This window comes from Velocimicrobium porci, from assembly GCF_009696045.1.
Lineage (GTDB): Bacteria > Bacillota > Clostridia > Lachnospirales > Lachnospiraceae > Velocimicrobium > Velocimicrobium porci.
The window spans coordinates 21,957-34,695 of sequence record NZ_VUMT01000011.1; the positions used below are offsets into that span (position 1 = coordinate 21,957).

Sequence of the window (12,739 nt, forward strand, 5' to 3'; positions counted from 1 at the left end):
TATTTTACATTGCAATCTGTCCAGTTGCAAGCATATAAATAGAAATTGCAGCACCAACTACAATAAATGCAATTGTAATGTACTCTTTAGAAGAAAATACTTTTTCTACTCCGGCTTCTTTTCTTCCCTTTACATAAAGGAAAATACCTAAAATGTATACTGTTAAGCAAAGTAAGAAATATTCAATTCCAGAAGCCCAGATAGCCCAAAGATAAAATATTGTTCCAAGGACACCAATCACAAACTGTAACATTTCACCTTTTTTCTCACGGTTTTCGAAAGAATATTTTGCCTGGTATAATGTTACAAAAATCCATGATACGAAAATAGCTGCTGTACATAAAGAGTAAGCAAAGTTATAAGCTTTATCTGTAAATAACAATGTAAAGATGAAAAGCTGTGTTAAAACTGTCATGAAAAATAAAGAAAATGTTGGAGATTTTGCTTCATTTAATTCTCCAAATTTCTTTGGAAGTAAATTACCTTTTGCCATTAATAAAGTAGTTTCAGCTGGAAGCATTGTCCATGAAAGCCAGCATCCAAAAATAGAAATAATTAAACCGATATTTACAAATGCTGCTCCCCAAGGACCTACAAGTGAAGCTAAAAGGTATCCCATTGCAGGCTGTCCTAACTCGGCGATTGCTTCTCTCTCCATAAGACCATAAGGTAAAATGGAAATAAGGATATAAACAAATAAAAGACCAACTAAACCTAAAATTGTAGATTTTCCTGCAACCGATTTTGATTCAGCACGGTCTGCCATCATAGCAGCACCTTCGATACCAACGAATACCCACATTAATACCATCATACTGTTCTGAATCTGTGAAAATACTTCTTTTGTTTCAAAGTTTCCTGATAATGTTCCCCAGAAGTTAGCAGTAAATACATCTGCTTTAAAGGAGAAAATAGCAATAACAATAAATGCAAATAATGGCACAAGTTTACAAATTGTAATAATTGTATTTAATGCAGCCGCACTTTCTACACCACGATTTACTAAGAAAAACATAAGCCATAAGATTACACTGGCAACGATAATAGAAATCAAGTTATTACCATTTCCAAATACAGGGAAGAAATATGCTAAAGCACTCATCATCATTGTAGCGAATGCAACGTTTCCAAGCCATGCGGATAACCAATATCCCCATCCACTGATAAATCCTCCGAAAGGTCCAAATCCGGCTTCGGCATAACTTAAAATACCACTTAAATCTGGACGTTTATTAATTAAGTTAATTAAACTTAAGCAAAGCATTAACACACCAAGACCAACTACAATCCATGCGATAATAGCAGCTCCAGGGCTTGCACTTTCTGCCATATCAGTAGAAATACCAAAGATACCACTACCAATAGAAGAACTAATTACTAATGCTGTCAAAGCAAGTAGTCCTAATTTTTTTTGTTCACTAGACATATGAAATATATCCTCCTTAAATAAATAATGTTTTAAAAATTGATTCATAAAAACAGTACTTAAGATTTTAACGTTCATTGTCCTTTTATGGCGGACTTAAAACAAAAAAATTATTGTATTATTAAAGAATTGTATAAAAAATATAAATTATATATATTATACACCCAATTGCTTTATAATACACATATATTTCCTATTTTTGAATAACTATACTGCATATTTTTATTTTTCTTGTATAAAAAAGTGAGATTCTTGTCAAAAAAACTCGTTTTATACAATTTTTTTGTTTCTTTTTGTCCATTTTCGCTATTAAAACTTTGTTAAATATTTGTTTTACCCCTCTTATTTATGAATTTGTACAAAATGTGCATAAAAATCCAAAAAAAAGAAAGAGAAGTAATTTTCTCTTTCTCCATCCATTTTTTAATCTTATTACAATTTTCCCCTATTTCATTATTATTAAACTAGTTCATTACTTTTCGTATCTGCTTCAATACTAATCGTTTTTCCACACTCACCTGTTGTTCCCCGAAGAAGCTCTATTCCATGTGGCAATTGTTCTATCACAAAATCAAGGCTTTCCTTTACTGCCTTAAGACTTCCCGGAAGATTAATAATCAATGTATGCTTCCGAATTACTGAAACTCCTCTTCCCAGCATCGCACGTTTTGTAATCTGCATAGAACCATATCGAATCGCTTCTGCAATACCCGGAGCAATTCGGTCTGCAACCGCTAGCGTTGCCTCCGGTGTACAATCCCGCATTGCAAATCCGGTTCCTCCCGTTGTAAATATTAAATCTACCTGACGGCTATCACTTAAACGAATCAGGTTTTTTTGTATCTGAATCTGTTCATCGGGAAGAAGAATCCGTTCTACGATTTCATAGCCACGTTCTTTCATATATTGTTCGATGAAAGCTCCACTTTCGTCCTTACGTTCTCCCCGAAACCCTTTATCACTCAACGTAATAACTGCTACTTGAAACGACCTGTCTTTCCTTGGAAGCTCCATTCGCATTTCATCACCCGTATGAATTACGCCTCCTTTTATTACTCTTGCAAACACACCCTCTTTTGGCATAATACATTCCCCAACTCTTTTGTAAATTGTACAATGACTATGACATTCTTTACCAATCTGCGTAATCTCAAGTATTGTATCACCTGTTATCAATCTTGTTCCAACCGGCATGGAACGAAAATCAAACCCTTCCACTAAAAGATTCTCTCCAAAATCTCCAGATGCCACACCGCCGCCTTTTCGATTAAACTCTTCTACTTTATCATAAGACAATAAACTCACCTGTCGATGCCAATTACCGGCATGTGCATCTCGCTCAATTCCATAATTTTCAACTAAAACAGCCTCGCTAATTGGTTTTTTTTCTGTTCCTCTCTTCTCGCTGATGCAAATTGCCTTTATAATTCCCATCTATAGTTACCCTCCAATCTGCCACATGTCATGTGGTTTTCTCTCTTTTATATCTAAATTAAAGTCATGCCCTGCCGGCTTATTTTTCAATAATGTAATAAATTTTTGCTTTATTTCATCATCTGTCATTCCGCTGCGAATCGCATGTTTCATATTCCAGCCATCCGGATGTGACAAACAAAGCTGAATATATCCATCGGCACTCATGCGGATACGATTACAATAAGCACAAAAACACTGACTGACTGCATTAATAAAACCAATTCTTCCTTTAAAGTCTTCCCCGTGGTAATAAACAGCAGGTCCATTTCCCGCTACATCCCAAGCAGAATACAAGACTCCAAACTCCTGTTCTAATTGTTTTCTCAATAAAACACCTGACACCGATTCAAACCGACTGCCTTCTCCGAGTGGCATCATCTCTATAAAACGCACAATTACCGGATATTGTTTTGCCATTTTAACAAATTCTCTTATCTCGGATTCATTAATCTCTTTTAATACGACACAATTTAATTTTGTCGGTATTTCCAAAGCAATACATGACTGCACAGCCTCCAAAACTTCTTCAAGCCGATTAAATCCTGTCACCTTTTTATATACTACCGGATTCATAGAATCAAGACTAATATTAATTCCATCAATTCCTGCCTTTTTCAGTACCGGAAGTTTTTTTCTTAACATCGTGCCATTTGTTGTCAGTGTTACACATTCAATCCCTGGAAGTTTTTTTATTTGTGTTATAAAATCTTCAATTCCCTCCCGAAGTAAAGGTTCTCCACCAGTAATCTTCAATTTATGAATTCCAATTTCACTGACTAATTTACAAATACGATATAATTCTTTTAATGACAATAATTCTTCCTTTGGAAGAAATTTATGATTCTTTCCGGGCATGCAATAGGCACACGAAAGGTTACAACGATCCGTAACAGAGATTCTCATATAATCAATTGTTCTATGTTTTCCATCTTCTAATTGTATTGCTTCCACTGTTATCTTCCACCTTTACTTTTTTGGTTTACCTTACTGTCCAAATCCACAATCCGGATACACACAATGTTCGCAATTCTGACATTGTCCTCCATGGGCGAGTAAAATAAAATCTCTTCTTGTAAGTCTTTCTCCCGCAAGAATTCTTGGAACCATCAAATCGTATACCGTTCGTTTTGCATACATGACACATCCCGGAAGTCCTACAACCGGCGTTCCGTTCACATAAGAAAGCATAAACATAGCACCTGGCAATACCGGTGTTCCGTATGTTATGACTTCGCCTCCACAATCTCTGATTGCTTTCGGAGTCCTGTCATCAGGATCAACGCTCATTCCTCCTGAAACCTCGACTAAATCAACCCCCTGTTCTAAAAAGGATAAAATGGCTTCTTTGATTTTCTCAGCATCATCCCCCGGAAATACCTGTCCAACGATTTCTGCTCCAAGCTCCTTCGCTTTCGCCTCCAGTACCGGTCCAAATTTATCTTCAATTCTTCCACTTTGCACTTCTGAGCCTGTTGTTACAATACCAATCTTTGCTTTTTTTATTGGAAAAACCTCAATCAATGGTCCTTGTTCTTTGCATATTTTCTCAAATTTTTCTATTACTTCTTTTTTAACCGCAAGCGGAATTACTCTTGCTCCTGCTAAAGCCTTTCCTTCCAGTACTACCTTGTTACCATGAATTGTAGAAAAGCAGATGGCTTCATCTTCGTTAACCTGATAAAGCAAGTCCAGATTAATCTTTAAGACTCCTTGGTATGCAGCCTTTAATGTAATTTTTCCTTCTTTTGGCTCACCATATGTAATTCCTTGTCCAATCGCAGCGTCTACCATTCTTTTTGCCGCATCATTTTCATGAACATATCCCTCATCTAAATCCCAAACGTAAATATATCGTTTTCCGATATCAAGTAATTTCTCAATATCCTTTTCTTCAATAATATGTCCTTTTCGGAATGCACAGCCTTTAAATTTCCCCGGTACAATCTCCGTCAAATCATGGCACAACACCATTCCAACTGCATCTTCTACTCTTACCTCTTTCACAGTAACACTCTCCTTTTATCCACTTTAATCTTTAGCATGAAAACCGACCTTGCGGACTTGCCTCTTGGTCGGTTTCCTCTCTTTTTCTCTCTTTATTTTTTATATGGCGTATCCTCTAATGGAAGACTTGTTCTGAACTTTCCATCTTTTACGTAATAAGCATTCTGTACCGATGGTGCAGTTGGGATTGAAGTAATCTCTCCTACACCAATCGCACCATAAGCAACTGATACTCCCGGACGCTCTATAATAATGCTTTCCACATCCGGTGTCTTATTTGCACGGAATAGTCCCAATGTTCCATATTTTGCTGTTGGATGACAATTTTCCAATGGATATTTTTCAGTCAGTGCGTAACCAAGACCCATTACAACACCACCTTCAATCTGACCTTCTACACTATTTGGATTCACTGCTTTTCCTACATCATGTGCCGCTACCATTTTTTCAATCGTACCATCTTCATTTAATATACAGACATGAGTTGCATATCCATACGCTACATGAGATACCGGATTTGGAACATCGGCTCCCATCTTGTCTGTCTTGGCAAGATATTCTCCCGTGAACTCTTCACCTTCCAATTGTTCTAAAGTTTTTTCTTTCATTGCCTCTTTCAGTTTTTCGCAAGCTCTCTTTGTTGCCTCTCCTGTTACCAATGTCTGTCTGGAACCGGAAGTTGTTCCTGAATCTGGTGCCATTGATGTATTTGGTGCATGATATACCAAACATTCTAAAGGTACATCCAGTGTCTCACAAACAACCTGAACTAAAACAGTTCCAAGTCCCTGACCGATGCAAGAAGCTCCGGCATGAATATGTATCTTTCCGTCTTTTATAATCAGACGACAACGACCGGTATCCGGAATTCCAACACCAACACCCGCATTCTTCATCGCACAAGCAATACCTGCATAAGGACTGCTTTCATAAATATCTTTCACTGCCTCTAATGTTTCTACCAGACCCGTTGCAGAATCGGCAATCTGTCCGTTTGGAAGTACCTGACCCGGACGAATCGCATTGCGGTAGCGGATTTCCCAAGGTGAGATTCCAACCATTTCTGCAAGTAAATTTAAGTTACACTCGGTTGCAAAACATGTCTGTGTAACACCAAATCCGCGAAACGCACCTGCTGGTGGATTATTTGTATAAATTGCCTTTCCATCAATATCAATAACCTGATAATTGTATGGTCCTGCCGCATGCGTACAGGCTCTTTGAAGAACCGGACCTCCCAACGAAGCATAAGCTCCTGTATCAGCCACAATAACTGCTTTCATTGCTGTCAGATGTCCTTCTTCATCACATGCAGTTGTAAAATCCATACTCATTGGATGACGTTTTGGATGAACCAGAATACTTTCCTGTCTTGTCAGTTTAACTTTTACTACTTTTTTTGTAATATAAGCAATCAACGCCGCCTGATGCTGAACAGTTACATCTTCTTTTCCACCAAATCCACCACCAACTAATTTATTCTCAACAATAATTTTTTCCGGTGGCAGCCCAAGCAAAATCGAACATTCATGACGGGTATCATAAGTTCCCTGGTCTGTAGAATATATAAACACTCCATCATCAAATGGCATTGCAATTGCTGCTTCCGGCTCCAGGAAAGCATGCTCTGTATATGGTGTTTCATAATGTCTTGTTACTTTATATTTAGACGCCTTTATCACCTCGTCCGCATTTCCACGGACAAGATGCTCATGGCTTAATATATTGCCTGTTTCATGAATCAAAGGAGCATCGTCCTTCATTGCCTCCTCCGGACAGGTAACAGGCTCTAACTCCTCATATTCCACTTCAACTAATTGCTTCGCCTGTTCTAAAATCTCCGGTGTCTTTGCTGCAACAAGGCAGATTGCATCCCCTAAGTATCTCGTTGTATCACCAACTGCAATCATAGTATCCCAATCCTGCTTTAAGTGTCCAACCTTATTTTTTCCAGGAATGTCTTCCGCAGTCAGAACACATTCCACTCCTTCAAGTGCTTTTGCTTTTTCGGTATGAATTGCCTTAACAACTGCTCTTGGATACTTAGAACGAACCGCACTTCCATATATCATGCCTTCCATCTCAATATCATCTACATACTGACCTGTTCCAAGCACTTTGTCCTTCACATCAACTCTATGAATTCTACTTCCAACCTTAACGTCTTCTTCCGGCTCCTTCATCTCAATCTCGCCACGGAAAATTCCTGCTGCCATCTCAATTGCATCAATGATTTTCTTATATCCGGTACAACGACATATATTATTTCGAATTGCAAAAGCAATCTCTACTCTTGATGGGTTCGGATTCACGTCAATTAAACCTTTTGCACAAATAACCATACCCGGAATACAAAAACCGCATTGTACCGCACCTGCCTCACCGAACGCATAAGCAAATACCTGTTTTTCTCTTTCCGATAATCCTTCTACTGTTATAATCGTCTTTCCATTCATTTTAGAGAGAGGCTGTACACAGGCTTTTGTAGCCTTTCCATCAATCAATACCGTACAAGTTCCACAGGCACCCTCACTACATCCGTCTTTTACGGATTTAAGTTTCAAATCATCTCTCAAAAAGCGCATTAACTTTTTATCCTGTTCGACTTCATAGGTTGTTCCATTTACATTTAATGTATACATGTTTCTCCTCCATTTCACGCTTAAACAATCTGTTAAATATTGCCCCCAAAAACAGATTCCGTTTCATCATAACTCTACTTATAGAGTACCATAATAGCGTTAAAACTTCAACAGAAAAACTAAATTTTTTTGTTGAAACCTAAAAAATTTTGTTTGTTTTTAACAAGTTGAATTTCGGTTCTCTTATTTTTTATAGGTTTCCATTGTAAAATCCAAAAATTTCTTTTCTAACTTATCAAATTTTTTCTTTGCTTCAAACACAAGGTACAGTTCTCGATAGCTCACTTCTTCATCCGGTTCATAAATATAAATTTTTCCAAGTTCTGCATAATCCATAGCCGCTCTTTTGGAAATAAGAGAAATTCCCATACCACAGCTAACAGAACGCTTTATCATCTCTTGATCATTCATATATGCTATAACATTTAAGTCTTCTTCTGTTATTCGATAACGTTCCAAAAATAGCTCGGCTTCTTTCTTTTCTCCATATTTCTGTTCCCTAAAAATAACTGGTTCTTCTAAGAACCGTTTTATCGTACAATCTGTCCGAAATAACTCTTGATAATAATTATTTACCGGTGTTATTACTACCAATTTATCTCTGCAAAATGGAATATAACATAGCCTGCTATCTTCTTTTATTTGCCCAACCATACCAATCGCTACCTGATGAGAAAGCACTTTTTGAATGACTTCACTACTATCGCCCTGTTCAATTGAAAATTGGACATTCGGATATTTTTTTTGAAATTTTAAAACAAGTTCCGGCAAAATATATAAGGAAGGAATTGTAGATCCGGCAAGCACAATCCTCTCTGTCTGACGATAACTTTTTCCAAACTCATAATATAGCTCCTCACTAACCTCCAATATCTCTTTTGCATATCGATAAAAATTCTCCCCCTCTTTTGTCACAGATACTTTCTTCGTTGTCCTTTCAAATAACTTTACTTCAAACTCTTTTTCCAGAGCTACTATATTGGAGCTGACCGTCGGTTGTGAAACATAAAGTTCCTTTGCTGCCTTAGAAAAACTCTGTACCTCAACAACCTTTGCAAATATCTCCAACTGTTTTAATTCCATTTTCGCCCTCCTAAATACAATCTCTCATCTGATACTAATCTTATATTATAGCATTTTCAAATAAGTTGTACAAATGTTATTTAAAACTATCATAAAACAATAGAAGAAACTATCCTTATGCCATCGTTTTTCCACTTCAGATATAGTATAATACCTTATAAATAAGATGTTGGGGTCAAAAGCTATTTTGACTCCTGATACCTACGGATGACTACACACTTTGTGCTCCCGTCATCCTAAAAACATTCGAAATCCGCCCTATTCGGGCTACTTTCTCATGTTTTTGCGGGTCTCAAAGTCATGCTTTTTTCATGCCAGCATGAAAAGCATGACCTTTTGACCCTGGTATCTAAATAATACATTCAAACAAAACAGAAGGGGATTTTCTACTATGAACAATTCAACAATTCGATTAACAAGTCTTGTAAAGACCTCCGGCTGTGCAGCGAAAATAGGTCCAGCCGTTTTACATAAAGTATTAGAACAGCTTCCAACTTTCTCAAATGAAAAATTAATTGTCGGTTATGACACAAGTGACGATGCCTGTGTCTATCAATTAGATGACTCAACCGCCATCATTCAAACTGTAGATTTCTTTCCACCTATGGTTGATGATCCTTATGTGTTTGGCCAGATTGCGGCTGCCAACGCTTTAAGTGATGTGTATGCAATGGGAGGAACACCTGCTACCGCAATGAATCTAATGTGTTTTCCTTCCTGTCTTGATATCTCAATTATGAAAGAAATACTACTTGGAGGATACGAAAAAGTAAAAGAAGCCGGTGCAGTTATCGCGGGAGGACATACGATCGCAGATCCAACTCCAAAATATGGTCTTTGTGTTACTGGTTTTGCCCATCCAAATCAGCTTTTAACAAACAGTAATGCCAGAACCGGAGATGTTTTAGTTTTAACAAAACCGCTTGGAATCGGAATCATGAATACCGCTGCAAAAGCAGAACTGACTACTCCAAAACAACAAAAAAAGCTCACACAAGTCATGACAACGTTAAATAAGTATGCAAAAGAATGTACAAACAATTTATCTGTCCATTCATGTACAGATATTACAGGATTTGGGCTAATTGGACATTGCTGTGAAATGGCTTCTGGCAGTAAAAAAACAATTCATATTCATTCAGAAGATTTATTACTAATTGACGGTGCCGAAGAATATGCTTCTATGGGAATTATACCAGAAGGCATGTATCACAATTTAGATTATCTGCAGGATAAAACCGCTTTCATTTCCGATATTTCCCAATGTAAAAAAGATATTCTTTTTGATCCACAGACTTCAGGCGGTCTTTTACTTTCCATGCCAGAATCAGATGCCAACGAATTCCTTTCTCGCATGGAATGTTATTCCCCTTGGAGTAGAATCATTGGAGAAGTGAAAGATTATGAACAAATACCGATTCAGATATCCTGATAATCTCTACTTAAACAAAAACCCAGTAGACCAATTTTCGCTTACTGGGTTTTAATTCTATTTTGTTTTCATTATACCACTTTGTTTTATCATGTTAATTACGAACAATAAACCATTTTCCATAATTTTCACAGGTAACATAAACACTGCTTCCATCCTTTAAATAAATGCACATCTGACTCTTTTTATCATTTACGATTATGTCTTGAATTGGAAGATTGTCCGTCTCATTCAAAATATCAAACAAGAGGTCTTTAAATTCATTCATCTCCATCCTATTTCTCCTTCGTACAAAGAGCAGTATGCCCTTGTTTCCACTTTAATATACCATTTTTCTATCTATTATTATAGAGCTTATTCCCTGTCTCTTTCTTTTAATCTGACTAATTAGAGATATATTTTGCAACACCAACACAAAATCGTTTTTTAACATCGAATAAATTTCATGTGAATAAATGTGCTAAAACTGTAAAAACTCTAATCATACCGGTTTCCTGTATTTCCCAGATAGTAAACATTTTACCTTCTCCATTCATATAGAATAAAATAAGAGATTGAAAGAGGTGACAGTCCATGACACTAGCCGAACACTATTTCATTGAATTTATGAAACGATTTGATGAATATCCATTTATCTTAACAATGAATAACCAAAATTACCATATCGGAAGTGGAACTCCTAAATTTCAAGTAATAATTCATAAAGAAATTCCACAAAAAGAATTGTTAACAAGTACCTCCCTCGCCCTAGGCGAAGCATACATGCGAAAGGATTTAGAAATTAAAGGTGATTTATTTTATGCCCTTGACCATTTTTTAGGTCAAATGGGAAAGTTCTCCACCGACCATTCTGCATTAAAGAAATTAATCCACAGTTCTGTGTCAAAGAAAAACCAAAAAAAAGAAGTCTGTTCCCATTATGACATTGGAAATGACTTTTATAAGCTTTGGCTCGATCCGACAATGAGTTATTCTTGTGGATATTTTAAAGAAAAATCTAATACTCTTTATGATGCTCAGGTAAACAAAGTAGACTATATTTTACAAAAACTTCTGCTAAAACCAGATATGACTCTTCTTGACATCGGCTGCGGATGGGGATTTCTTTTAATTGAAGCAGCTAAAAAATACGGAATCAAAGGAATGGGAATTACTCTGAGCAAGGAGCAAAAAAAGAAATTCGAATATGAAATACAAAAAGAAGGACTGGAACATCAACTGACCGTCAGGCAAATGGACTATCGTGAGCTGGGAAAAAGCCACCTTACATTCGACCGTATTGTAAGTGTCGGCATGCTTGAGCACGTTGGAAGAAAGAATTATGAATGTTACATCAAAAATGTCAATTCTGTTTTAAAAGAACAAGGATTATTTCTCCTTCATTATATAAGTGCTTTGAAAGAATATCCGGGCGATCCCTGGATAAAAAAATATATCTTTCCGGGCGGTATGATTCCAAGTCTTAGAGAAATGATGCAGCTTTTTGGAGAATATCGCTTTTACACATTAGATGTCGAAAGCCTCCGCCAACATTACTATCGCACCTTACGCTGCTGGAGTCATAATTTTAATGAACATCTACCGGAAATTGAAGCTTCTATGGGCACTGAATTTACACGAATGTGGGATCTTTATCTATGTAGTTGTGCAGCAACCTTTCATAATGGCATTATTGACTTGCATCAAATTCTTTTATCAAAGGGCGTAAATAATATGATTCCGATGACAAGATGGTATTAAGTTAAAGAAAAGATTGTTGTAAACTAATAAATTACAACAATCTTTTTTCCAAATACTGTTAATTCTATTTCCCACAGCTATGCTCACCACATGTATGAGTTCCATTTTCATGCTCATGATGATTACACTTAACATCTGGATTATAGGAAAGTTTATTTTCTAATAAAGCGTTTACTGCCTCATCTGCACTTCCTGTCACACCTCCATATAATTTGATCCCTGCTTCTGCAAGTGCATTCTGTGCTCCGCCACCAATGCCTCCACAAACTAATGTATCCACATGATAATTCTTTAGGAATTGTGCAAGTGCACCATGACCACTGCCATTTGTGTCAACAACTTCAGATTTAACAACTTTATTATTTTCAATTTCATAAAGCTTAAAAGTCTCTGTATGTCCAAAATGTTGGAATACATTTCCATTTTCATAAGTCACTGCAATTTTCATAATCTTATTTTCTCCTTACTTTCTATTTTCTTGAATTCGTTTCTGATTTTTGCATCTGCCATAATGACATAATACTTCTTCGCCATCACATAACTTATACTCGCCACCTTCAATTCTTAATGGCATAGCTTCCACCAATGCAATGGAAATTTTTTTACGAGCATTACTATAAATTTCTTGAACTGTTGTTCGTGCTACATTCATATATTTTGCACATTCCGCCTGTGTAAGATTTTCATAATCAATCAAACGTATTGTTTCATACTCATCAACTGATAAAATCACAAATTCTGACCAGTCTAATCTGCAATTAATTGGATGAAATTCACTGCTCTTTGGTAAACAACATACCTTTCTCCATTTTTTTGGTCTGGGCATTTTACTCCTCCTTTTTCCAGCATATGTCACTTAAATTGTATAATCAATATAACACTATTTCCGACATATGTCAATAATAAACCAAAGCAAAGCCATACATCGCAAATCTG

At 36.5% G+C, this 12,739-nt stretch carries 11 protein-coding genes; 2 read left to right on the forward strand and 9 right to left on the reverse strand.

Annotated elements, in window-relative coordinates:
• Window positions 1–4: 4 nt before the first annotated feature.
• The 6 genes from arcD to FYJ58_RS08525 all read right to left on the reverse strand — a co-directional run bounded on the left by arcD (window position 5) and on the right by FYJ58_RS08525 (window position 8,631).
• Window positions 5–1,426, reverse strand: a complete 1,422-nt coding sequence (gene arcD / locus FYJ58_RS08500) for an arginine-ornithine antiporter (protein WP_154519314.1) — start codon at window positions 1,424–1,426, stop codon at window positions 5–7.
• A 459-nt stretch (window positions 1,427–1,885) separates the two neighbouring features.
• Window positions 1,886–2,860, reverse strand: a complete 975-nt coding sequence (locus FYJ58_RS08505; RefSeq protein ID WP_154519315.1) for an MOSC domain-containing protein — start codon at window positions 2,858–2,860, stop codon at window positions 1,886–1,888.
• A 6-nt stretch (window positions 2,861–2,866) separates the two neighbouring features.
• Window positions 2,867–3,853 (reverse strand): GTP 3',8-cyclase MoaA, encoded by a 987-nt coding sequence (moaA, locus tag FYJ58_RS08510; RefSeq protein WP_154519316.1) that lies wholly within the window; start codon window positions 3,851–3,853, stop codon window positions 2,867–2,869.
• A gap of 33 nt (window positions 3,854–3,886) precedes the next feature.
• Entirely contained in the window at window positions 3,887–4,906 is a 1,020-nt protein-coding gene (locus FYJ58_RS08515; RefSeq protein WP_328597822.1) for a molybdopterin-binding protein, read from the reverse strand.
• A gap of 92 nt (window positions 4,907–4,998) precedes the next feature.
• Window positions 4,999–7,548, reverse strand: coding sequence for a selenium-dependent xanthine dehydrogenase (xdh, locus tag FYJ58_RS08520; RefSeq protein WP_154519317.1), 2,550 nt, complete (start codon window positions 7,546–7,548; stop codon window positions 4,999–5,001).
• 183 nt (window positions 7,549–7,731) lie between these two features.
• Window positions 7,732–8,631, reverse strand: a complete 900-nt coding sequence (locus FYJ58_RS08525; protein ID WP_154519318.1) for a selenium metabolism-associated LysR family transcriptional regulator — start codon at window positions 8,629–8,631, stop codon at window positions 7,732–7,734.
• A 391-nt stretch (window positions 8,632–9,022) separates the two neighbouring features.
• On the opposite strand from FYJ58_RS08525, the gene selD reads away from it, so the two are divergent.
• Complete coding sequence (selD, locus tag FYJ58_RS08530; protein ID WP_154519319.1) at window positions 9,023–10,063, forward strand: selenide, water dikinase SelD; 1,041 nt, start codon at window positions 9,023–9,025, stop codon at window positions 10,061–10,063.
• Between the two features lie 94 nt (window positions 10,064–10,157).
• Here the strand turns inward: selD and FYJ58_RS08535 are convergent, their stop codons facing one another.
• Window positions 10,158–10,337 carry a hypothetical protein gene (locus tag FYJ58_RS08535; protein ID WP_154519320.1) on the reverse strand — a complete coding sequence of 60 codons (180 nt, stop codon included), beginning with the start codon at window positions 10,335–10,337 and terminating at the stop codon, window positions 10,158–10,160.
• A 299-nt stretch (window positions 10,338–10,636) separates the two neighbouring features.
• On the opposite strand from FYJ58_RS08535, the gene FYJ58_RS08540 reads away from it, so the two are divergent.
• Complete coding sequence (locus FYJ58_RS08540; RefSeq protein ID WP_154519321.1) at window positions 10,637–11,803, forward strand: SAM-dependent methyltransferase; 1,167 nt, start codon at window positions 10,637–10,639, stop codon at window positions 11,801–11,803.
• 64 nt (window positions 11,804–11,867) lie between these two features.
• On the opposite strand, the gene FYJ58_RS14915 is transcribed toward FYJ58_RS08540, so the two are convergent.
• Window positions 11,868–12,251 carry a NifB/NifX family molybdenum-iron cluster-binding protein gene (locus FYJ58_RS14915; protein ID WP_235912595.1) on the reverse strand — a complete coding sequence of 128 codons (384 nt, stop codon included), beginning with the start codon at window positions 12,249–12,251 and terminating at the stop codon, window positions 11,868–11,870.
• A 15-nt stretch (window positions 12,252–12,266) separates the two neighbouring features.
• Window positions 12,267–12,629 carry a DUF134 domain-containing protein gene (locus tag FYJ58_RS14920; protein ID WP_235912596.1) on the reverse strand — a complete coding sequence of 121 codons (363 nt, stop codon included), beginning with the start codon at window positions 12,627–12,629 and terminating at the stop codon, window positions 12,267–12,269.
• Between the last annotated feature and the right edge of the window lie 110 nt (window positions 12,630–12,739).

Excerpts from the sequence above, each read along its gene's own strand:
- FYJ58_RS08525 (WP_154519318.1), bottom strand. The coding sequence starts at position 8,631 with ATGGAATTAAAACAGTTGGAGATATTTGCAAAGGTTGTTGAGGTACAG.
- arcD (WP_154519314.1), bottom strand. The coding sequence starts at position 1,426 with ATGTCTAGTGAACAAAAAAAATTAGGACTACTTGCTTTGACAGCATTA.
- selD (WP_154519319.1), top strand. The coding sequence starts at position 9,023 with ATGAACAATTCAACAATTCGATTAACAAGTCTTGTAAAGACCTCCGGC.
- FYJ58_RS08505 (WP_154519315.1), bottom strand. The coding sequence starts at position 2,860 with ATGGGAATTATAAAGGCAATTTGCATCAGCGAGAAGAGAGGAACAGAA.
- FYJ58_RS08535 (WP_154519320.1), bottom strand. The coding sequence starts at position 10,337 with ATGGAGATGAATGAATTTAAAGACCTCTTGTTTGATATTTTGAATGAG.
- FYJ58_RS14915 (WP_235912595.1), bottom strand. The coding sequence starts at position 12,251 with ATGAAAATTGCAGTGACTTATGAAAATGGAAATGTATTCCAACATTTT.
- FYJ58_RS14920 (WP_235912596.1), bottom strand. The coding sequence starts at position 12,629 with ATGCCCAGACCAAAAAAATGGAGAAAGGTATGTTGTTTACCAAAGAGC.
- FYJ58_RS08540 (WP_154519321.1), top strand. The coding sequence starts at position 10,637 with ATGACACTAGCCGAACACTATTTCATTGAATTTATGAAACGATTTGAT.
- xdh (WP_154519317.1), bottom strand. The coding sequence starts at position 7,548 with ATGTATACATTAAATGTAAATGGAACAACCTATGAAGTCGAACAGGAT.